The following is an 18,714-nucleotide window of genomic DNA, read 5'->3' on the forward strand; positions in this document are numbered from 1 at the left end:
AGCGCGGACCGCGCGGATTTTTTGGGATAGGAGTGAGATATGGTGGACGCGAAGATGTTGAACAAGATCAGCTCGGCGCCTGGTTTCATTGCGGCGCTGGATCAGAGCGGCGGTTCGACACCCAAAGCGTTGAGCCTCTACGGCGTTTCCGAGTCCGACTACCAGGGTGACGAGGAGATGTTCCGCCTGATGCACGCCATGCGCGTTCGCATCATGAGCGCGCCCGCCTTTACCGGCGACAAGGTTATCGGCGCCATCCTGTTCGAGCGGACCATGGACGGCGACGTCGACGGTCAGGCTGTTCCGTCCTATCTCTGGGAAAAACGTGGCGTCGTGCCCTTCCTCAAGATCGACAAGGGCCTCGACGCCGAAGAGAACGGCGTTCAGATGATGAAGCCGATGCCCGATCTTGACGCGCTTCTGATCCGTGGCCGGAACAAGGGAATTTTCGGAACCAAGATGCGCTCGGTGATCGTGCATGCAGACAGGGCCGGGATTGCCGCCGTCGTTAAGCAGCAGTTCGAGGTTGCGCGCCAGATCATCGGCCAGGGCCTGATGCCGATCATCGAGCCTGAAGTCTCGATCAAGAGCCCGACGAAGGTTGAGGCCGAAGCCATTCTGCGCGACGAGATTGCCCAGCAGCTCGACAAGCTTCCGGCAGGCGAAACCGTGATGCTGAAACTGACGATCCCGACGAACGCCGATTTCTACGCACCTCTGGTCGCTCACAAATCGGTCGTCCGCGTCGTCGCCCTTTCCGGCGGCTACAGCCGTGCCGATGCCTGCGAAAAGCTGAGCCACAATCATGGCATGATCGCCAGCTTCTCACGCGCGCTGACGGAAAACCTGCGCGTCACGATGAGCGATGCCGAGTTCAACGCGAGCCTCGCCGAAACGATCGACGAGATCTACGCCGCAAGCGTCAACAAGGCCTGATCAGGTCCGGAAGGCATCTAAAGGCGGCCTGACCGGCGCCTTTTCATGCCGGTTTCTTGAGCCCCGTCGGCGACGCTGGCGGGGCTTTTTCGTGGCAGCCCGGCCAGCAGCGTCCCTTGCCTTCACCGTTCGGCAGACTATATTGGCGGATGCTGAGGACGACCTCTCCCCACAATGGGCATTTGACCGGGACGACCCGACCTATCCCAGTGGGAGACCAGACATGCGTACGACCCGCGACCGTATCAGGCACGCCATCAGCTTCGAACTCCTCGCGCTGGGCATCGTCGTGCCTCTTGGCGCCTTTGTCTTTTCCTTGCCGCTCTCCGATATCGGCGTGGTCAGCGTCGGCAGCGCGACGATCGCCATGCTGTGGAACTACGTCTACAATATCGGCTTCGACCGCGCGATGGAGCGTCTTGCCGGCAGCACGCTCAAGACGGTTCCCATCCGCGTGCTGCACGCCGTGCTGTTCGAGGCCGGCCTGCTGCTCGTCCTCGCCCCCTTCATAGCCTGGTATCTCGGCGTCGGCCTGTGGCACGCGGTGGTGATGGATCTCTCGTTCGCGCTCTTCTACATGGTCTACGCTTTCGTCTTCAACTGGGGCTATGACCGCCTGTTCCCGATCCCGGAATGGCAGGCGCCGCAAGGACGGGTCGCGAACTGACGATCAGATGAACCAAGCCGTCCGGCGGCCAGCCGCGCCTTCCGGCGTCATGGACGGATGAGCAGGGTGATCGACCAGATGACAAAGGCAATCACGGCGATCTTCCAGAAATCGCTGCGTTTCCTCAGGCCCGGAAGTCCGAGAGGCCGGATCACCTGCACCATCATGGCGAGGATGAGGAGAAGGCCGATCACTTTGGTCATGGATGAATCCTGGCACGCCTGTTTCGGCCCTTGTCACAACGGCGACACTTTTGCCCGCCAGAAAGTTTTCCCGCAAGGGCCCTTGCCCATTCAGGGATCGGTAGGAACCTTGCCTTAATCTGTGACGTTTCAGGAACCTGTTTCCACAGCCTCCCCAACTCCTTTCGATTGCCAGGCCATGCGAAGAAATCTCCTGCCAGTCATGGCGCTCCTTCTCGGCACGCTGTTCCTGTTCCTCGGCAACGGCCTGCACGGGCTGCTTCTGCCGGTGCGCGGTTCGGCGGAGGGCTATTCCAACGAGATCCTCGGCCTGCTCGGCACATCCTGGGCGACGGGTTTCGTCGCCGGCTGCCTGATTGCGCCAAAACTCGTCATGCGGGTCGGCCATGTCCGGGCCTTCTCCAGCTTCATCTCGCTGATTGCCATCATCGCGCTTTTGAGCGGCATCCTGGTCGATCAGTACTGGTGGGTGGCCCTGCGCGCCGTTACCGGCTTCTGCATCGCCGGGACCTCGATGATTATCGAGAGTTGGCTGAACGAACGCGCCACCAACGAGAGCCGCGGCACGATCTTCTCCTTCTATATCTCCGTCACGTTGATCGGCGTGGTCGGCGGACAGATGCTGGTCGGCATCGTCGATCCTTCGACCACCATCCTGTTCATGATCTGCGGCATTCTGTACTGCCTCGCCATGCTGCCGACCACGGTATCGACCGCCGCGACGCCCCAGCCCCTGACCTCCGTCAGTCTCAACCTGCCGCGCCTCTATCGCAATTCTCCCGTCTCCTTCGTCGGCATCCTGATGGTCGGTATCGCCAATGGCGCCTATGGCACGCTCGGCGCCGTGTTCGGCGCCCGTGCCGGCCTTTCGCCCAACATGATCGCCATCATGCTGTCGATCACCATCTTTGTCGGCGCGCTCGCGCAGTTTCCGGCGGGCAAGGCATCCGATCGCATCGATCGGCGCTACGTGCTGGCAGCACTTTCGGCCATCGCCGCGCTGGCCGCCCTCCTGCTGATTATCCTGCGGCCGCAGGACGCCATGATGATGATTGTCCTCGTCGCGATCTATGGCGCCGCCGCCAATGCCCTCTACCCGATCGCGGTTGCCCATGCGAACGACTTCGCCAGTTCCGACGAATTCGTCCAGGTATCCGGCGGCCTCCTTCTGCTTTACGGAATCGGCACCATCATCGGCCCGACCATCGGCGGTCCGGTGATGACGGTGCTCGGCCCCCACGCCCTGTTCGCCGTCACCGCCGTCGCCCATGTCTTGTTGACGGCCTACGCGCTCTACCGGAGCCGCCTTCGTGCCGCCATACCGGCTGCAGAACGCGAGAACGTGCCGAACATGCCGGTATCCGCCTCGCCGATGAGCACCCCGGAAAGCCTCAGTCTCGACCCGCGCGCGGCACCCCTGCCACCCCATACCGAGACGCCCGATTCGGACGAAACGCATCCAACGGGAGAACGGAAAGCATGATCTTCGATGAGGAAAGGCCGAAAAAGCCGGTCGGCCATGACATCGGCTGCGATCTTTCCGCCATGTCGGCGGAAGAACTACTGGCGCGTATCGATCTCCTCCGCGGGGAAATCGAACGGCTGGAGGCCGAACGTGGGCGCAAGGAAGCGGGAAAACGAGCCGCCGACAGTTTCTTCAAACCCAGAGTATAGCCAAGGTATCTTCGCGAAAAGCCGGTCGATTGCGAGAACAGATCGTATTTTCCGCTTCACGTTTACCGAGCGTTAAGCCTTCTATGCGATTGTCAATCATCCGGTTCTGCCGGGTTCAGGCAGTTTCTCCTCGTGATGAAGGTCTGAGTTTTTCTCCCTGTTTTACCTTGAGAGCCGCTTTTGCGGCTCTTTTTTTGTGCCGTTTTAATTCCTATATTCAAAATTGTGGGAATTAACCCTTCTTTAATAAACGGCTTGCGCATTTGGGGTATTGGTAGCATCGTACGGCCATGAAAAGCGGCAGGAACAAGACAGCTTCCACGCCGTTACCCAGTTAAAGTGATGCGTAATTCAAGGGTGAACCGATGTCTGAACTCGGACTGAACACTGTCAGCTTTGCCGGCCGCGCCGCTGCATCGACGCAGTTCAAGGCGACGTATGCCGAGGGGATGGGCCTTGTCGAGGAAACCGCCGCCTATCTCGATGGTCCCGGCCGCTCCGCCGCCAAGGTTTTGCCGCGCATGGCCTCGGTGCTCTATGCGGCCGAATCGATGCGTCTGACGACCCGGCTGATGCAGATGGCGTCCTGGCTGCTGCTGCAGCGCGCCGTCAACAATGGCGAGATGAGCCGTGACCAGGTTCTCTCGGAAAAGAGCAAGGTTCGTCTCGATGACTTCAACGTCGACCGCCAGGCTCCGGGCTGGAACGACCTGCCGGAAGCCTTCCGCGACCTGGTCGAACGCTCGCTGCGCCTGCAGAACCGCATCGCCCTGCTCGACCGCGAAATCTATCGCCCGGCTGACACGCCGGTCGTGCCGGACAACGAGAACAGCGTCCAGGCCCAGCTCGATTTGCTGCGCACGGCGTTCAATCTCAACTGACGTCCCTATTCGTATCGGCACTTAATCGCCCGGCATGCCAACGCATTGCCGGGCATTTCTTTGTTCGCCGGCGACCCGTACAGGCAGAAATCAGGCAACAAAAAAGCCCGGCGAGCCGGGCTTTGATGAAAACGTCGATCGAGGATCGATCAGAGGCCGAGGCCGCCGAAACGCTTGTTGAACTTCGAGACGCGGCCGCCGCGATCCAGCATCTGCTGGTTGCCGCCGGTCCAGGCCGGATGCGAGCGCGGGTCGATTTCGAGGTTCATGACAGCGCCTTCCGAACCCCAGGTGGAACGGGTCTCGTACTCGGTGCCGTCGGTCATGACGACCTTGATGACGTGGTAGTCGGGATGGATATCAGCCTTCATTGCGATTTTCCTGCTGTGCCGGAGGGTCCAAATGTCGCGATTGCGTCATGGAGACCTATTCAATAAACCAAGCCGATGTCCGAACAGGCCACGGCTTCCCAATTCGATGCGGTGCCTATACATGAAGGGCGCAAGGATAACAAGTGCCCTGACACGAAAGCCCGCAAGCGGGGGGAGATGAGAAAATTGTCCGCAGCCACCGAAGCAGAACAGTCGAAGCGTCGCTCACTCAAGCCTCTGTCGCGCCTCCTGCCCTACGTCATGCGCTATCGCAAACTCGTCGCCGGCGCCGTCTTCTTCCTCGGTCTGGCGGCCGCCACCACCCTTGCCTTGCCTCTCGCCGTCCGGCGCATGATTGACCACGGTTTCAGCGCTGCGGACAGCGGCTTCATCAACAATTATTTCGGCATGATGGCCATTCTGGCCGTCATCCTCGCGCTTGCCAGCGCCATGCGTTACTATTTCGTCATCACCATCGGCGAACGCGTCGTCTCGGATCTTCGCCGCGACGTCTTTGCCCATGTGACGAAGCTGTCGCCCGCCTTCTTCGACGTCAACCAGTCCGGCGAGATCGTCTCCCGGCTGACCGCCGACACGACCCAGATCAAGTCCGCCGTCGGCGCCACCGCCTCGCTGGCGCTGCGCAACTCCATCCTCTGTCTCGGCGCCATGGCGATGATGATCGCCACCAGCCCGCGGCTCTCCATCCTGGTGCTCGCCGCCATCCCGATCATCGTCTTCCCGCTCGTCGCCTTCGGCCGCTCTGTGCGCCGCCGCTCGCGCGCCGCGCAGGATACGCTGGCTGAAGCCTCCGCCTTTGCCGGCGAAACGATCGGCGCGGCCCGCACCGTTCAGGCCTTCAACGCCGAGGGCATCGCCACCGAGCGCTACGGCGCCGCCGTCGAGCAAGCCTATGAAGCGGCACGCGCCGCGATCAAGTCGCGCGCACTTCTGACCGGCGTGGCGATCACGCTGGTCTTCGGCAGCATCGTCGCCGTTCTGTGGTTCGGTGCCCAGAGCGTGCTTGCCGGAACCCTGTCGGCCGGCACGCTCGGCCAATTCCTGCTCTATTCGCTGATCGCGGCAGGATCGATGGGAACGCTTTCCGAGGTTTGGGGCGAGCTTTCCCAGGCATCCGGCGCGGCGGAGCGGCTGGGCGAACTGCTGCAGGAAGTTTCTCAGGTCGCCGCCCCTACAAATCCGGTGCCACTGCCCGTCCCGCCACTCGGCCGCGTCAGCTTCGCCGACGTGCACTTCGCCTATCCCTCGAGCATTTCCAGGTCCGCCCTCAAGGGCCTGAGCTTCCGCGTCGAGCCAGGCGAAACGGTGGCGATCGTCGGTCCGTCCGGCGCGGGAAAGAGCACCGTCTTCTCCCTGATCCTGCGCTTCTACGATCCGGTCAGCGGTACCGTGCGGATCGACGACGTCGATATTCGCGAGGCCGATCCCCAGAAGGTGCGCGCCCGTATCGCCATCGTGCCGCAGGACGTCACGATCTTTGCGGCAACGATCCACGACAACATCGCATTCGGATCAACAGGGGCGACGCGCGCCATGGTCGAGGCGGCGGCGGAGGCAGCCCAGGCGACCGAATTCATCCAGCGCTTGGAAAACGGCTTCGACACGCAGGTCGGCGAACGCGGCATCACCCTGTCCGGCGGCCAGCGCCAGCGCATCGCGATTGCCCGCGCGCTCCTGCGCAACGCTCCGCTTCTGCTGCTCGACGAGGCGACCTCCGCGCTCGACGCCGAAAGCGAAACCCTGGTGCAGAAGGCGCTCGACGGCCTGATGAAGGACCGCACGACGATCGTCATCGCCCACCGCCTGGCGACCGTGCTGAAAGCCGACCGCATCCTCGTGCTCGATGACGGCCACATCGCCGAGGAAGGCACGCATCACAGCCTAATCCGCGAGGGCGGTCTTTACGCCAAGCTGGCTCGCCTGCAATTCGAGACCGGCGGCAGCGATTTCACCGCACCCGCCAGCGAATAGCCGAGGAGCGGATCCGTCGTGGGCCGTCAGGCCCCGACGGAACGTCCGGCAATCCGGCCGGAGAACAGGCATCCACCGAGGAACGTGCCCTCCAGCGCGTTATAGCCATGCACCCCGCCCCCGCCGAAACCCGCCACCTCGCCTGCCGCATAAAGGCCGGGCACCGGCTTGTTGGTATCGTCGAGCACGCGTGAGGACAGATCGGTGTGCAGGCCGCCAAGCGTCTTGCGCGTCAGGATGTGGAGACGGACGGCGATCAGCGGCCCGGCATTGCGATCGAGCAGCCGGTGCGGCTTGGCCGTGCGCATCAGCCGGTCTCCCAGAAAGCGGCGCGCGCCGCGAATGGCCGTGATCTGGGCATCCTTGTTGAAGGCATTGACGATCGCGCGATCGCGGGCCTCGATCTGGCGGCGCAGGTGATGAATGCCGACCCGGTGTTCCCCGGTCATCTCGTTCATCCCGACCACCAGATCCTCCAGCGTGTCGCGGACCACGAAGTCCTCTCCCTTGTCCATGAATGCCTGGACTGGGCCGGGCGGGTTCCGGCCCAGCCGCTTCAGCAGCAGGGGAATGTCCTTGCCGGTCAGGTCGGGGTTCTGCTCGGAGCCCGAAAGCGCGAATTCGCGCTTGATGATCGCCTTGTTGAGGACAAACCAGCTATATTCGTCGCCTCGGGCGCGGATCGCCTTCAGCGTGGCCAAGGTATCGAAACCCGGCAGGGCGGGTGGCGGAAAACGGTTGCCGTCGGCGTCACACCAGAAGGACGAAGGGCCGGGCAGGATGCGGATACCGTGGTTCGGCCAGATCGGATCGAAGTTCCTGAGGCCTTCGGTGTAGTGCCACATCCGGTCGCTGTTGATGATGTCGGCGCCGGCCGCCCGCGAAATGGCCAGCATCCGCCCGTCGACATATTGCGGCACGCCCGCGACCATCGATCGTGGCGCGGGGCCGAGCCGCTCGACCGGCCAGTTCTTCCGAACCAGATCGTGATTGCCGCCGATCCCTCCGGAGGTGACGATGACCGCGCCGGCCGATATTTCGAAGTCTCCAGTCACCGCGCGCGATGTGGCTGCACCCCGCGGCGCGGAATCGACCGCCAATACGCTGCCGCTTGCCCCTGTCACTGTGCCGTTGCGCCTTGTGAGCTGGTCGACCTGATGGCGGAACCGGAACACCAGCCGTCCCGCCCGCTCGGCCTTGCGCGCCCTGCGGATGAAGGGCTCCAGCACGGCCGGGCCGGTCCCCCAGGTGATATGGAAGCGGGGAACCGAATTGCCGTGGCCGTCCGCCTGGGCGCCGCCTCGTTCCGCCCAGCCGACAACGGGAAAAAAGCGCATGCCCTGCCGGTGCAGCCAGTCGCGCTTTTCGCCTGCGGCAAATTCGAGATAGGCCTCGGCCCAATGACGCGGCCAGTAGTCCTCGGGGCGATCAAAGCCCGCCGAACCGAACCAATCCTGCCGGGCCAGTTCGAAACTGTCGCGAATGCCGAGACGTCTTTGCTCCGGGCTGTCGACGAGAAACAGGCCACCCAGGGACCAGAACGCCTGCCCTCCGAGGTTCTGCTCGCCTTCCTGATCGAGGACGCAAACCTTCAGCCCCCTGTCGGTTGCTTCGCATGCCGCCACCAGCCCCGCGAGCCCGGCACCGACGATCAGTACATCGCATTCCATCCGTTTCTCTCCCCCGTCGCATCCCCCGCAATCTTACTTTTACGGGCACGTCAAGGGCCGCACAACCCAGCACTTCTGCTAGTAGCCATGCGAAATGGTCAGCGCTCGGTCAATTTGAGCTCGATGCGACGGTTCTGGGCGCGGGCTTCGACACTATCGCCCTCGGCGATCGGCTGATATTCGCCAAAACCGGCAGCGGCCAGGCGATTGGCCGGAACGCCTTTGGAAATCAGGTATTTGACAACCGATATGGCGCGCGCGGACGACAGTTCCCAGTTATCGACATAGCGCCCGGAGCCGCTGAGGGGCACGTTGTCTGTATGGCCGTCGACGCGCAATACCCAGTTGATTTCCGGCGGGATTTCCTTGGCCAGATCGAGCAGCGCCCCTGCAAGCTTCGCCATCTCGACTTCGCCCTCAGGGTTGAGCACGTTGCCACCCGAGGGGAACAGGACCTCCGACTGGAACACGAAGCGGTCGCCGACGATGCGAATGTTCTCCCGGTCGGAGAGAATTTCACGAAGGCGGCCGAAGAAGTCCGAACGGTAGCGGTTGAGTTCCTGGACGCGCTGGGCGAGCGCGACGTTCAGCCGCCGCCCGAGGTCGGCGATCTTGGTCTGCGAGTTCTGGTCACGCGCCTCCGAGGCCTGAAGGGCCTCCTCCACCGCCGCGATCTGGGCGCGCAGCGCGGCAATCTGCTGGTTGAGCAGTTCGATCTGGCTCATCGCCCGTTCGCTCACCTGCTTTTCGGCATCGAGTTCCTGGGTCAGGCGACCGAGTTTCTGGTTGGCGGCATCCGTCGAGCCCGAGCCCTGGTCGAGCAATTGCTGCAGGCGGCTGCGCTCGCTCTCCGACACCGACAGCGACGACTGGAGCGACGCCAGCGTATCTTCCAGATCCTGCTTGCCGCTCTTTTCCAGCGCCAGCAATTGCGTCAGTTCGGCGATCTGGCTGTTCAGGCGGTTGAGCACCTCGTCCTTGCCGGTGATCTCGCGGCTGAGGATGAACTGCGCCAGCACGAAGACGGTCAGCAGGAACATGATCGCCAGAAGCAGCGTCGACAGGGCGTCGACGAAACCCGGCCAATAGTCTACGCCCCTGTCGCGGCGGCGGTTGCGGCCGAGCGCCATGGCTACTTGCCCCCGCCCATCTTCTCGTTCAGCTTTTCGAGCGTCTTGCGCATGGCGCGGGCATCATCCTGCTGCGCCTCGATCCAGTCGCGCAGCATCTGCTGCTCGTTGCGCATGTTCTTGACCAGGCCCTGAATACCCTCGGCAAGACCGGCAATGGCCGCGACCGAACGATCGCTGCCGCCGGCATTTTCCCGGCTGGCGAGTTTGGCCAACTGGTCCACCAGCCGCTTGACGTCCTCCGCCGGCACCCCGGTCAGCCCGCCTGCCGGCGCGGCGATGTCGGAATCGACGTCGGTCACCGAAGACAGCCAGTTTTCCAGTTCCGTATAGAAGCGGTTCTGCGCACGGCCCGCCTGCAGGTCGAGGAAGCCGAGAATGAGCGAGCCGGACAGGCCGAGCAGCGAGGACGAAAACGCCGTCCCCATGCCCGACAGCGGCCCGGTCAAGCCTGTCTTCATCGCCTGCAGCACGTCGGCACTGTCGCCTGCCCCCGGATCGAGCGACTGGATCACCTCGCTGATCGAGGCGATCGTGCCCAAAAGCCCCCAGAACGTGCCGAGCAGGCCGAGGAAAACGAGTAGACCGATGAGATAGCGCGAGGTGTCGCGTGATTCGTCCAGGCGGGTGGCGATCGAATCGAGGATGGAGCGCAGCGCCGTGGTCGAGATCGCCATCGAACGCCGACCGCCGATCAGCGCACGCATCGGTGCGAGCAGCCGCGGATCGCGTCCGACCTTGTCGGCATGGCCGGCGGCGCGGAACGAATTGAACCAGTTAACCTCGGGCTTCAGTGCCAGAACATGGTTGAACACCAGCACGATGCCGACCGCCAGAACGCCGAGGATCAGGCCATTCAGCCCCGGATTGGTCATGAAGGCCGCATGAGCCTGCCGGTAGAGGATGGCAGCGATGAAACCCACGATGATCAGGAAGATCAGCATCGTGGTGAAGAACGGCATCGGGCTGGAGAGCTTGTGGCCATACTCACCGGGGGCGGCTTCCGCCGCCTCCAAATCCGCCAGCTTAACTTTCGCCATGTCGTCTCCAGCCTCCGGTCATCGTGCGCCGGAGGCTAGTAGAAAATTGCGACGAATTGAAGCTAAAAGCCGCCGATCCCTGACGACGGCTGTGTAAAGTCTCAGGCTTTCGGAATTGGCCGGGCAATGACCTCGATCAGTGCCTTGCGGATATATTCGTTGCCGGCGACGACGGTGCCGGTGTGGAACATGTCCTGTCCGTCATGCATGTCGCTGACGAAGCCGCCCGCTTCGCGGATCAGCAACAGGCCGGCGGCGATGTCCCACGGGTTGAGTTCGGCTTCCCAGAAACCGTCGAGACGGCCGGCCGCAACATAGGCCAGGTCGAGAGCGGCCGCACCCATGCGTCGAACGCCGGCAACTTCACCCATGACGTGGCGCAGTTCCACGAGGAACTTGCCGTGCGCCGCGCGGCCAAGATGCGGAATGCCGCAGCCGACGACGCAGTCGGACAGAACCTTGCGGGCCGCAACCCGGATGCGGCGATCGTTGAGGAAGGCGCCGCCGCCCTTTTCGGCCGTATAGAGTTCGTCGGTCGCCGGGTTGAAGATGACGCCGGCGACGATCTCGCCATTGCGCTCGAGCGCGATCGACACGGCGAATTGCGGAATGCCGTGCAGGAAGTTGGTGGTGCCGTCGAGCGGATCGACGATCCAGCGATGGGCGCCGTCAGTTCCCTTGATCTCTTCGCTTTCCTCACCGAGAAAGCCATAGGTCGGGCGCGACTTCAGCAATTCGTCACGAACCAGCCTTTCGGCCTTGATGTCGGCCTGGGAGACGAAATCGCTCGGCCCCTTGACCGAGACCTGCAGGTTCTGCACCTCGCCGAAATCGCGCGCCAGGGACTTGCCCGCCTTGAGCGCGGCCTGGACCATGACATTGAGGAGAGCTGAACGGGCCATTATCGTTTCCTTGAAAGTGCGTCATGTCGCCTGGCGACGGCGGCAGGCGCGGCGCGTTGGATCGCGGCGGCGGTTGGGGCGGTTCAAGACCACAAAAACGGCCGGAATTCAAGGGGCATCCGCCAGCCATGGCCAAGCGATTGTCATCAGGCGGCGACGCCCAGCCCCCAGACAATGAGGCCCGCCCCGACCGACAGCACCGTTGCAGCCGTTAGATGCAGCAGAAATCTCAGGCTGCCGAAAATGCCCGCATAGACCGCCTTGGCCGCCATGTTGCACACGACCGCCACGCCGATCGCCTGCGCCGCGAGGTTGACGTCGATCGAGGGAAGCAGGCCCGCGACCGTGACAGTCGCCGCATCGACATCGGCCAAGGCGGAAAGGGCCGAGGCGATGATGAGACCGCCGCCGCCGAACTGCTGGGTCGCAGCGCGGGCAAGGAAGGCAACGGCCGCCAGCAGGAGTGCCATCTTCGCCACGGCGGCAAGTTCGAACGGATTGCCCGGAACGGCCTGGGGGCCTGCCGCTTGCTGGCGCCGGGCCAGCAACAGCGCATAGACCACCAGCACGGACGCGGCGGCGAGAAGCGGTGCGAGAAGCGCGGGCAACAGCGGCGCGGCCAGCGTCCCGATCAACAGAGCGGTGCGCAACAGCGAGACCGCCCCGGCGCTGATCGCGCCGGCGCCCAGCGTGAGAGCCGCCTCCTCCGTGCGGCTGCGGCGCGCGAAGGCGACGGTCGTGGCGGTCGAGGACACCAGGCCGCCGATCGCACCAGCAAGCACGTCGCCGCGCTCAGAGCCGAACAATCGGACCGCGACATAACCGGCAAAGGAAATCGAGGCGAGCATGATGACAAGCAGGACGATACTTTTCGGAGACACCCCGCCAAAGGGACCAACCGGCGCTTCCGGGATGATCGGCAGCAGCACGAAGGTCATGGCCAGCAGGATGACGGCCGATCGCAGTTCGACCCATTGCAGCCGGCGGATCGCCTGATGAAGGAATTCGCGGCTGACGAGAATGCCGATCAGCGCGGCGCCGCCGGCCGAGGCGAGCGCCATGTCGCCGAGTACGGCGAGCGCTCCGAGCCCGAAGGTGAGGATGGCGGCAATCACCGAGGTGACACTGAAGGACTTTTCGGCGATCGCCTCGCGGATTTCGAAAATCGCCATGACGGTCGCTATGGCGATCAGGAAGCCGGTAAGCGTTATGCCAGGATAGCCCGACGCGATGCCAATGCTTCTTTCGAGGAGACCTGCGACCCCGCCGGCCATGCCGAACATGGTGAAGGTGCGGATGCCGGCCGTGCGTGCGCCTTCAGGTTCGTCGCGTTCGCGCCAGTGGCGCTCGACGCCGACTGCCGCACCGATGGCGATGGCCAGACCGAGGCGCTGGAAAAGTTCGACATTGTCCACGTCCGCCCCTCCGCCTTCGCGTCCCTGTCAGCTGCGGCGAAACTTGTTTGCCGCGTCGATCGCCTGTTTCTGCTCTTCGTCGGTCAGGCCGAGGTAGAAATCCTCGAGCGCCGGATCCTTGAGGCCTGCCCGGCGCGACAGCACATACCACTTGGCGGCCTCGACCGGATCGGGTCGTGTACCGAGCGCATTGATATAGAGGTGCGAGAGACGGTTCTGGGCCACGACATTGCCGCGATTGGCGGAAATCTTCAACCAGCGGAAGCCTTCCTCGTAGTCCCGATCGCCGGCGATGCCGTTGACCAGCCAGATGCCGATATCGAGCTGGGCGGTATCGAAACCGGCTCGCGCCGCCCGGTCGAGCCAGTAGCGGGCCTTCTTGCGCTTGTCTTCGGGAAGGTCCTTCAGCGATTCGTAGATCTGCGCCACTGCATATTGGGCATCGGCAATCCCCTGTTCAGCGGCCTTCTCGTAATACGGCAAGGCCGCGGACAGGCCCTTCTGTCCGGGATTGTCGGCCACGAGCGTCTGCGCCCAGTTGAACTGCGCCGAGCCGTTTCCGGCATCGGCCGCCTTGCGCATGTATTCGTCAGCCTTGGCCTTGTCGCGCGGGACAGTGCGGCCCTCCATCAGCAGAAGGGCATATTTGAACATCGCCGCCGGATCACCTCCGGCCGCCGCCTGACCGTACCAGAAGGCGGCGCCCTTGAGGTCCTTCTTGATGCCGAGGCCCCTGTCCATCAACTCGGCAAGCAGGGTCTGCGCCGCCGGATCGCCGAGTTGGGCTCGAGGAAGAGCCTTGTCGACCGCCGTCAGGAAGAAACCGCGCTGGAAAGCGCCATAGGCCTCGTCGACCGGCCCCTTGTATTCGGGCTCAGGCGGCAGTGCTGGAAGGGGAGCGCCCATTCGGGCGTAGATATTGATGCCTTGCGGCTCTTCTTCTCCGTTGGTGGCAGGCAACTTGGCGTCCGCCTCGGAGCCAGGGCGGGCGCTGCGATCGAGCGTCCCCGCCGAAGCTGCCGGCTGGTCACCGCGCTCGAGCACGCGTACGTCGGACAGCGCCAGGGGCCGCATCGGCGAACGATCGAGCATTTGCTGGGCACAAGCTGCGCGTGGCATGGCGATGCCCGCCAGAAGGCAGGCAGCGACAGCAAGCAGCATGGGCCGGTGAGGAAGACGTGAGCGCATGATGCGTATCAATCTTCAAACCGTGGCGCTTTTTCGTCAAGCTCGGCATTGATGCGCGCAACGATGGTGGCGGCCATGGCCGGATCGGCAAAAACCGCCTCGCGCAAGGCGACGAATTCGACGCCGGCTTGCGCGACGACGAGCGCCGAGGCCGGATCCTGTCCGCCCATGACGATGCTCGGGATCGCGATCATCGAGGACCACCATTCGCCAAGCGCGACGTTCTTCGAATGGGCCTCGGGCTTGATGTCGCCGTCGAGCTTGCCGAAGAAGATGTAGTCGGGCTGGAGTTCGCCGATCTCCAAGGCATGGTGGCGGTCCATGGCATTGCCGCCACCGACGATCATCTTCGGCACATGCTTCTCGATCGCCTCGGCAAGGGCGGCGGCATTGCCGGTAATGTGCAGCCCGTCCGCCTTGGCGCGGCCGGCCACCCGGCTGTTGTCGGCGACAAGGGCGGCAGCACCGGCATCCTGGATCAGCGGCACGAGCAATTCCGCATGCTTCTGGAAGACGGTGTCGTCGAGACCATATTGCGGGATGATCACCGAGGCGACGTCGCCGCCCTTCAGGGCGTCGCCCACCACCCGCGCCTTTGCCTCGGCATCGGCGATGTCGGGTACGATCAGGACGAGACGGCAACGATCTTCGGGACTGGTCATGACTGGATCCGTGTTCCGGGACGGCGCGGCATTCTTGACGGGCCTCCCTCGTATTGGCTGAGTAAATCCGATAGACCGGTCCATCGAAAGGATCAACCGAAACAAATGAATCTTGATCTGCTGTTCTATGCCGCGGCCATTCCGGCGGTCGTTCTCGTCGGACTGTCGAAAGGCGGGCTTGGCGGCGCCTTCGCGCTGATCGGGGTACCACTGCTGGCCATGGTCGTGCCCCCGATGCAGGCGGCGGCGATCTTCCTGCCAATCCTCCTGGTCATGGATGCGGTTGCGCTCTGGGCCTGGCGGCGGCACAACAACCGCCCGACCCTTCTGGCCATTCTGCCCGGCGGCATTTTCGGCATCGCGATCGGCTGGGCGACGTCGGCCTATGTTTCGGTCAATGTCATGCGACTGCTGCTCGGCGGCATTTCCGTGCTGTTCGCGCTGCGCTATTTCATCGACGCGGCCCGCGCCTCGCAAAGGGCTGAACCTCTTGCCGCGCCGGAGCGGCCGGTCGCCGCGACGCTTTGGGGCACGCTGTCGGGCTATGCAAGCTTCGTCGCCCATGCCGGCGGCCCGCCCTTCCAGATCTATACCCTGCCGCTCCGGCTCGATCCGCTGGCCTATACAGGCACCAGCACGCGCTTCTTCGCCATCATGAACGCCGTCAAGGTCATTCCCTATTTCGCTCTCGGCGAACTCGGCTCGGACAACCTGTACCTTTCGGCCACCCTGCTGCCGGTCGCGCTGGTCTCGACCCTGATCGGAGCGCGACTGGTCCACCACCTGAGGCCGGCTGTCTTCTACCCGCTGATGTACGGCATGGTGCTGATCGCCGGCGGCAAGCTGCTTTATGACGGCATCACCGGGCTCGGATAGCACGCCCGGCCCGCAAGGTTTTGCTGCGCCGCACAGTGCGCTTGCCGGAACCCGCGGTTTGACGTAGCTTCACTTCATGTCGAACATGGATCCCTTCGTCGCGATCGCCGACCCGCACCGCCGGCACCTGCTGGAGGAATTGCGCCGTGCCCCGAAGACGGTAAACGACCTGGCGAGCGGCCTGCCGATCAGCCGGCCCGCGGTATCCCAGCACCTCAAGGCGCTGCTCGACTGCAATCTGGTCACGGTCGCATCGGAAGGCACGAAGCGGATCTACTCCATCAACCGACCGGGCTTCGACCGCCTCAATCTCTGGCTCGACCAGTTCTGGTCCTGAGCGTTCCTCCCACGTACGGATGCAGGATTGGACACCGGACAAAAAGAAGCCCCGAAAACCGCGCTGGTTTCCGGGGCATTGATCTATGATCGATTATTCTGCCTTGCCGGCCCGGATCTGCCCTTCAGGCGATCCCCGGCCGGCGCCTATGGGAAAATCAGTGTCTGGTCGACGCCCTGAGGCGCTCCATTTCGTCCTTGATACGCAACTTGAGGCGCTTCAGCTCGGCGATATGCTGGTCGTTGATGGAGGGAGACGTAAGAGCAGTATGGAGCTTTTCCTCAAGAGCGCCGTGCTTCTTTTCGAGCGATTCAAGATGAGCCTGCATGGTCATTTGACACGTCCTTCCTTTTGCCTACCTCCAGCCCTCACAACGCTGGAGTTTCAGACTTTGCGAAAGTAATGTGACACGAACAATGGGTTTTGTCGAAGGCGAAATGAGGGAGAAAGCGCGGCAAATTCGCCGGCAAGGATAACTTCCCGTTACCGGTATTTGATGATAGGAGCTTGCGCGAATCTTTGACGCATCCGACAAAAAGGATGGGTTGAATGCGAGAATGGGGACACGATAATGGCCGATCAGGAACAGGCGGACATTCGGCTGGCGCTCGCGCGGCTCCGGCAGGAGCACGAGGACTACGACGTCGCCATCAATGCCATGATCACCAACGGCTGCGACGCCTTGAGAATCCAGCGGATGAAGAAGAAGAAGCTGGGCATCAAGGACAAGATGACCTCGCTCGAAGACCAGATCATTCCCGACATCATCGCGTGAACAGGCAAGGAACGCCCCGATGAACGAAGAACGCCCGCCTGTCGCCATCATCATGGGAAGCCAGTCCGACTGGGAGACCATGAAGAACGCCGCCGACACGCTGGACGTTCTCGGCGTCGGCTACGAGGCGCGCATCATCTCGGCGCACCGTACCCCTGACCGCCTTGTGGCCTTTGCCAAGGGCGCCCGCGACGAAGGCTTCCAGGTCGTCATCGCCGGAGCCGGCGGCGCAGCCCACCTTCCGGGCATGGCCGCCGCCATGACGCCGCTTCCGGTGTTCGGCGTGCCGGTCCAGTCGAAGGCGCTCTCCGGCCAGGACAGCCTGCTGTCCATCGTCCAGATGCCGGCCGGCATTCCCGTCGGCACGCTTGCCATCGGCAAGGCCGGCGCCGTCAACGCAGCACTGCTCGCCGCCGCCGTGCTTGCGCTCCACGACGAGGATCTCGCCGATCGGCTCGACGAATGGCGCGCCCGCCAGAGTGCCGCCGTTGCCGAATATCCGCTGGACGAAACCCCATGAGCGCTCAGACCATCGGCATCATAGGCGGTGGACAGCTCGGACGCATGCTGGCCATGGCCGCCGCGCGGCTGAACTTTCGCACCGTGATCCTCGAGCCGCAGGCCGACTGCCCGGCAGCCCAGGTCGCCAACAGCCAGATCACGGCGCCTTACGGCGACCCGGTCGCACTGGCCGAACTCGCCGCCGCCTGCGACATCGTCACCTATGAATTCGAAAACGTACCCGTAGAAGCGGCCGCGACGCTTGCCCGCAATGTGCCCGTCTTTCCGCCGCCGCGGGCGCTGGAAGTGGCCCAGGACCGGCTGACGGAAAAGCGCTTCCTCAACGATTGCGGCATACCGACCGCCCGCTTTCACGCGGTCGATAACCAGGCCGACCTCGAACAAGCCCTCGCCGACTTTGGTGGTCAGGGTGTTCTGAAGACCCGGCGGCTCGGTTACGACGGTAAGGGCCAGCGGGTTTTTCGCTCCCTGGCCGACCGCGCGGAAGGCGCCTTTGCCGAGCTCGGCAATGTCCCGCTGATTCTCGAGAGCTTCGTGCCCTTCGAGCGCGAGATTTCGATCATCGCCGCCCGGGCGATCGACGGAACGGTGAAGGCCTACGATCCGGCCGAGAACGTCCACCGCGACGGCATTCTCGACACCTCGACGCTTCCGGCCCGAATCGGTGAAGCCACGGCAAGCGCTGCGCGCGAATCGGCGGAAAAGCTTCTGGCCGCCCTCGATTACGTCGGCGTGGTCGGCATCGAGTTCTTCGTTCTGCCTGATGGCAGCCTGGTCGCCAACGAGATCGCCCCGCGCGTTCACAATTCCGGCCATTGGACCGAGGCGGCCTGCGCTATTTCGCAGTTCGAACAGCATATTCGCGCGATTGCCGGGCTGCCGCTCGGCGATCCGTCCCGGCACTCCGATTGCGTGATGACCAACCTGATCGGCGACGATATGGACGATGTTCCCGCCTGGCTGGCCAAGCCCGGCGTGCTCGTCCATCTCTATGGCAAGACCGAGGCCAGGCCGGGCCGCAAGATGGGCCACGTCACGGAGCTCACGCGTTCTACGGGCTGAAAAACCCGGAAAAATCCGGGCTTTCGCCACCAAATCCGGGTGGAGCCGGTTGACACGACCGGTCATGACGGAGTATCTGCCACCAACCCTTTAAGAGCGCGCCCCCGTAGCGCGCTTTTGATTGTCAGAGACAGTGGCGGGTGAACCATTCGCCGATAACCTTTGCGGACCAGTAAAATGAAGATCAAGAACTCGCTGAAAGCGCTCAAGGCCCGTCATCGCGACAACCGTCTGGTTCGCCGCAAGGGCCGCGTCTACATCATCAACAAGCAGAACCCGCGTTTCAAGGCCCGTCAGGGCTGAGGCATGGGCGCCGCTTCTGGAGCGGCGCTGCTTTTCGCCTGACCGGGCCTTGCCGCCCGAATTGGTCGATGGCGAAAAATTGAGTTTGAAAGCCGGCGCAAGCGGATT

The 18,714-nt window shown here is 63.4% G+C and carries 22 protein-coding genes; 12 read left to right on the forward strand and 10 right to left on the reverse strand.

The annotated features are described in order from the left end of the window. The first annotated feature begins 39 nt into the window (after positions 1–39). Both RHIZ70P_RS07065 and RHIZ70P_RS07070 read left to right on the forward strand, forming a co-directional pair. Complete coding sequence (locus RHIZ70P_RS07065; protein WP_115669691.1) at positions 40–936, forward strand: fructose bisphosphate aldolase; 897 nt, start codon at positions 40–42, stop codon at positions 934–936. Between the two features lie 223 nt (positions 937–1,159). Further along, positions 1,160–1,603: a PACE efflux transporter gene (locus RHIZ70P_RS07070; RefSeq protein ID WP_115669692.1), complete on the forward strand. Its 444-nt coding sequence runs from the start codon at positions 1,160–1,162 to the stop codon at positions 1,601–1,603. Between the two features lie 47 nt (positions 1,604–1,650). On the opposite strand, the gene RHIZ70P_RS22940 is transcribed toward RHIZ70P_RS07070, so the two are convergent. Then, entirely contained in the window at positions 1,651–1,806 is a 156-nt protein-coding gene (locus tag RHIZ70P_RS22940) for a hypothetical protein (protein ID WP_181903965.1), read from the reverse strand. Positions 1,807–1,984: 178 nt separating this feature from the next. On the opposite strand from RHIZ70P_RS22940, the gene RHIZ70P_RS07075 reads away from it, so the two are divergent. The 3 genes from RHIZ70P_RS07075 (at position 1,985) to RHIZ70P_RS07085 (ending at position 4,361) form a co-directional block, all read left to right on the forward strand. After that, positions 1,985–3,289 carry an MFS transporter gene (locus RHIZ70P_RS07075; protein ID WP_115669693.1) on the forward strand — a complete coding sequence of 435 codons (1,305 nt, stop codon included), beginning with the start codon at positions 1,985–1,987 and terminating at the stop codon, positions 3,287–3,289. Further along, entirely contained in the window at positions 3,286–3,480 is a 195-nt protein-coding gene (locus RHIZ70P_RS07080) for a DUF1192 domain-containing protein (protein ID WP_115669694.1), read from the forward strand. Before RHIZ70P_RS07075 ends, RHIZ70P_RS07080 begins: the two co-directional genes overlap by 4 nt. 365 nt (positions 3,481–3,845) lie before the next feature. Next, entirely contained in the window at positions 3,846–4,361 is a 516-nt protein-coding gene (locus RHIZ70P_RS07085; RefSeq protein ID WP_115669695.1) for a DUF1465 family protein, read from the forward strand. A 149-nt stretch (positions 4,362–4,510) separates the two neighbouring features. Here RHIZ70P_RS07085 and rpmE read toward each other — a convergent pair whose 3' ends face one another. Continuing rightward, a complete protein-coding gene (gene rpmE / locus RHIZ70P_RS07090) occupies positions 4,511–4,732 on the reverse strand; it encodes a 50S ribosomal protein L31 (RefSeq protein WP_115669696.1) in 222 nt (73 codons plus the stop codon). Positions 4,733–4,909: 177 nt separating this feature from the next. Here rpmE and RHIZ70P_RS07095 point away from each other — a divergent pair, with 177 nt between their 5' ends. After that, the gene (locus RHIZ70P_RS07095; protein WP_115669697.1) at positions 4,910–6,724 is read left to right on the forward strand and encodes an ABC transporter transmembrane domain-containing protein; all 1,815 of its coding nucleotides are present in this window, start codon (positions 4,910–4,912) and stop codon (positions 6,722–6,724) included. Positions 6,725–6,750: 26 nt separating this feature from the next. Here RHIZ70P_RS07095 and RHIZ70P_RS07100 read toward each other — a convergent pair whose 3' ends face one another. From RHIZ70P_RS07100 to RHIZ70P_RS07130, 7 genes are all read right to left on the reverse strand, one after another. After that, on the reverse strand, positions 6,751–8,394 hold the full coding sequence (locus RHIZ70P_RS07100) for an FAD-binding dehydrogenase (protein WP_115669698.1): 1,644 nt from the start codon (positions 8,392–8,394) through the stop codon (positions 6,751–6,753). A gap of 98 nt (positions 8,395–8,492) precedes the next feature. Continuing rightward, positions 8,493–9,524: a peptidoglycan -binding protein gene (locus RHIZ70P_RS07105; RefSeq protein ID WP_115669699.1), complete on the reverse strand. Its 1,032-nt coding sequence runs from the start codon at positions 9,522–9,524 to the stop codon at positions 8,493–8,495. A gap of 2 nt (positions 9,525–9,526) precedes the next feature. Further along, complete coding sequence (locus RHIZ70P_RS07110; RefSeq protein WP_115669700.1) at positions 9,527–10,564, reverse strand: flagellar motor protein MotA; 1,038 nt, start codon at positions 10,562–10,564, stop codon at positions 9,527–9,529. Positions 10,565–10,665: 101 nt separating this feature from the next. After that, positions 10,666–11,466, reverse strand: a complete 801-nt coding sequence (locus RHIZ70P_RS07115; protein ID WP_115669701.1) for an inositol monophosphatase family protein — start codon at positions 11,464–11,466, stop codon at positions 10,666–10,668. Between the two features lie 146 nt (positions 11,467–11,612). Continuing rightward, positions 11,613–12,881, reverse strand: coding sequence for an MgtC/SapB family protein (locus RHIZ70P_RS07120; protein WP_115669702.1), 1,269 nt, complete (start codon positions 12,879–12,881; stop codon positions 11,613–11,615). A 27-nt stretch (positions 12,882–12,908) separates the two neighbouring features. Beyond that, positions 12,909–14,069 carry a tetratricopeptide repeat protein gene (locus tag RHIZ70P_RS07125; protein ID WP_115669703.1) on the reverse strand — a complete coding sequence of 387 codons (1,161 nt, stop codon included), beginning with the start codon at positions 14,067–14,069 and terminating at the stop codon, positions 12,909–12,911. A gap of 8 nt (positions 14,070–14,077) precedes the next feature. Beyond that, a complete protein-coding gene (locus RHIZ70P_RS07130; protein ID WP_115669704.1) occupies positions 14,078–14,731 on the reverse strand; it encodes a thiamine phosphate synthase in 654 nt (217 codons plus the stop codon). 105 nt (positions 14,732–14,836) lie between these two features. Here RHIZ70P_RS07130 and RHIZ70P_RS07135 point away from each other — a divergent pair, with 105 nt between their 5' ends. Together RHIZ70P_RS07135 and RHIZ70P_RS07140 are read left to right on the forward strand one after the other, a co-directional pair. Beyond that, entirely contained in the window at positions 14,837–15,607 is a 771-nt protein-coding gene (locus tag RHIZ70P_RS07135) for a sulfite exporter TauE/SafE family protein (protein WP_115669705.1), read from the forward strand. Positions 15,608–15,683: 76 nt separating this feature from the next. Then, positions 15,684–15,944, forward strand: coding sequence for an ArsR/SmtB family transcription factor (locus RHIZ70P_RS07140; RefSeq protein WP_115669706.1), 261 nt, complete (start codon positions 15,684–15,686; stop codon positions 15,942–15,944). A gap of 157 nt (positions 15,945–16,101) precedes the next feature. On the opposite strand, the gene RHIZ70P_RS07145 is transcribed toward RHIZ70P_RS07140, so the two are convergent. Beyond that, complete coding sequence (locus RHIZ70P_RS07145) at positions 16,102–16,278, reverse strand: YdcH family protein (RefSeq protein ID WP_037172923.1); 177 nt, start codon at positions 16,276–16,278, stop codon at positions 16,102–16,104. A 237-nt stretch (positions 16,279–16,515) separates the two neighbouring features. Between RHIZ70P_RS07145 and RHIZ70P_RS07150 the strand changes: the two genes are divergently transcribed. The 4 genes from RHIZ70P_RS07150 (at position 16,516) to ykgO (ending at position 18,606) form a co-directional block, all read left to right on the forward strand. Then, the gene (locus RHIZ70P_RS07150) at positions 16,516–16,719 is read left to right on the forward strand and encodes a YdcH family protein (protein ID WP_115669707.1); all 204 of its coding nucleotides are present in this window, start codon (positions 16,516–16,518) and stop codon (positions 16,717–16,719) included. Between the two features lie 19 nt (positions 16,720–16,738). Continuing rightward, entirely contained in the window at positions 16,739–17,239 is a 501-nt protein-coding gene (gene purE / locus RHIZ70P_RS07155; protein ID WP_115669708.1) for a 5-(carboxyamino)imidazole ribonucleotide mutase, read from the forward strand. Beyond that, the gene (locus RHIZ70P_RS07160) at positions 17,236–18,303 is read left to right on the forward strand and encodes a 5-(carboxyamino)imidazole ribonucleotide synthase (protein ID WP_115669709.1); all 1,068 of its coding nucleotides are present in this window, start codon (positions 17,236–17,238) and stop codon (positions 18,301–18,303) included. The genes purE and RHIZ70P_RS07160 overlap by 4 nt, the downstream gene beginning before the upstream one ends. 177 nt (positions 18,304–18,480) lie before the next feature. After that, the gene (gene ykgO / locus RHIZ70P_RS07165; RefSeq protein ID WP_003497670.1) at positions 18,481–18,606 is read left to right on the forward strand and encodes a type B 50S ribosomal protein L36; all 126 of its coding nucleotides are present in this window, start codon (positions 18,481–18,483) and stop codon (positions 18,604–18,606) included. Positions 18,607–18,714: the final 108 nt, after the last annotated feature.

The organism is Paenirhizobium selenitireducens ATCC BAA-1503, assembly GCF_900492185.1.
In the GTDB taxonomy this organism is placed as follows: Bacteria; Pseudomonadota; Alphaproteobacteria; order Rhizobiales; family Rhizobiaceae; genus Allorhizobium; species Allorhizobium selenitireducens_A.

Coding starts and splice junctions, on each gene's coding strand:
- RHIZ70P_RS07065 (WP_115669691.1), top strand. CDS start 40: ATGGTGGACGCGAAGATGTTGAACAAGATCAGCTCGGCGCCTGGTTTC.
- RHIZ70P_RS07070 (WP_115669692.1), top strand. CDS start 1,160: ATGCGTACGACCCGCGACCGTATCAGGCACGCCATCAGCTTCGAACTC.
- RHIZ70P_RS22940 (WP_181903965.1), bottom strand. CDS start 1,806: ATGACCAAAGTGATCGGCCTTCTCCTCATCCTCGCCATGATGGTGCAG.
- RHIZ70P_RS07075 (WP_115669693.1), top strand. CDS start 1,985: ATGCGAAGAAATCTCCTGCCAGTCATGGCGCTCCTTCTCGGCACGCTG.
- RHIZ70P_RS07080 (WP_115669694.1), top strand. CDS start 3,286: ATGATCTTCGATGAGGAAAGGCCGAAAAAGCCGGTCGGCCATGACATC.
- RHIZ70P_RS07085 (WP_115669695.1), top strand. CDS start 3,846: ATGTCTGAACTCGGACTGAACACTGTCAGCTTTGCCGGCCGCGCCGCT.
- rpmE (WP_115669696.1), bottom strand. CDS start 4,732: ATGAAGGCTGATATCCATCCCGACTACCACGTCATCAAGGTCGTCATG.
- RHIZ70P_RS07095 (WP_115669697.1), top strand. CDS start 4,910: ATGAGAAAATTGTCCGCAGCCACCGAAGCAGAACAGTCGAAGCGTCGC.
- RHIZ70P_RS07100 (WP_115669698.1), bottom strand. CDS start 8,394: ATGGAATGCGATGTACTGATCGTCGGTGCCGGGCTCGCGGGGCTGGTG.
- RHIZ70P_RS07105 (WP_115669699.1), bottom strand. CDS start 9,524: ATGGCGCTCGGCCGCAACCGCCGCCGCGACAGGGGCGTAGACTATTGG.
- RHIZ70P_RS07110 (WP_115669700.1), bottom strand. CDS start 10,564: ATGGCGAAAGTTAAGCTGGCGGATTTGGAGGCGGCGGAAGCCGCCCCC.
- RHIZ70P_RS07115 (WP_115669701.1), bottom strand. CDS start 11,466: ATGGCCCGTTCAGCTCTCCTCAATGTCATGGTCCAGGCCGCGCTCAAG.
- RHIZ70P_RS07125 (WP_115669703.1), bottom strand. CDS start 14,069: ATGCGCTCACGTCTTCCTCACCGGCCCATGCTGCTTGCTGTCGCTGCC.
- RHIZ70P_RS07130 (WP_115669704.1), bottom strand. CDS start 14,731: ATGACCAGTCCCGAAGATCGTTGCCGTCTCGTCCTGATCGTACCCGAC.
- RHIZ70P_RS07135 (WP_115669705.1), top strand. CDS start 14,837: ATGAATCTTGATCTGCTGTTCTATGCCGCGGCCATTCCGGCGGTCGTT.
- RHIZ70P_RS07140 (WP_115669706.1), top strand. CDS start 15,684: ATGTCGAACATGGATCCCTTCGTCGCGATCGCCGACCCGCACCGCCGG.
- RHIZ70P_RS07145 (WP_037172923.1), bottom strand. CDS start 16,278: ATGACCATGCAGGCTCATCTTGAATCGCTCGAAAAGAAGCACGGCGCT.
- RHIZ70P_RS07150 (WP_115669707.1), top strand. CDS start 16,516: ATGGCCGATCAGGAACAGGCGGACATTCGGCTGGCGCTCGCGCGGCTC.
- purE (WP_115669708.1), top strand. CDS start 16,739: ATGAACGAAGAACGCCCGCCTGTCGCCATCATCATGGGAAGCCAGTCC.
- RHIZ70P_RS07160 (WP_115669709.1), top strand. CDS start 17,236: ATGAGCGCTCAGACCATCGGCATCATAGGCGGTGGACAGCTCGGACGC.
- ykgO (WP_003497670.1), top strand. CDS start 18,481: ATGAAGATCAAGAACTCGCTGAAAGCGCTCAAGGCCCGTCATCGCGAC.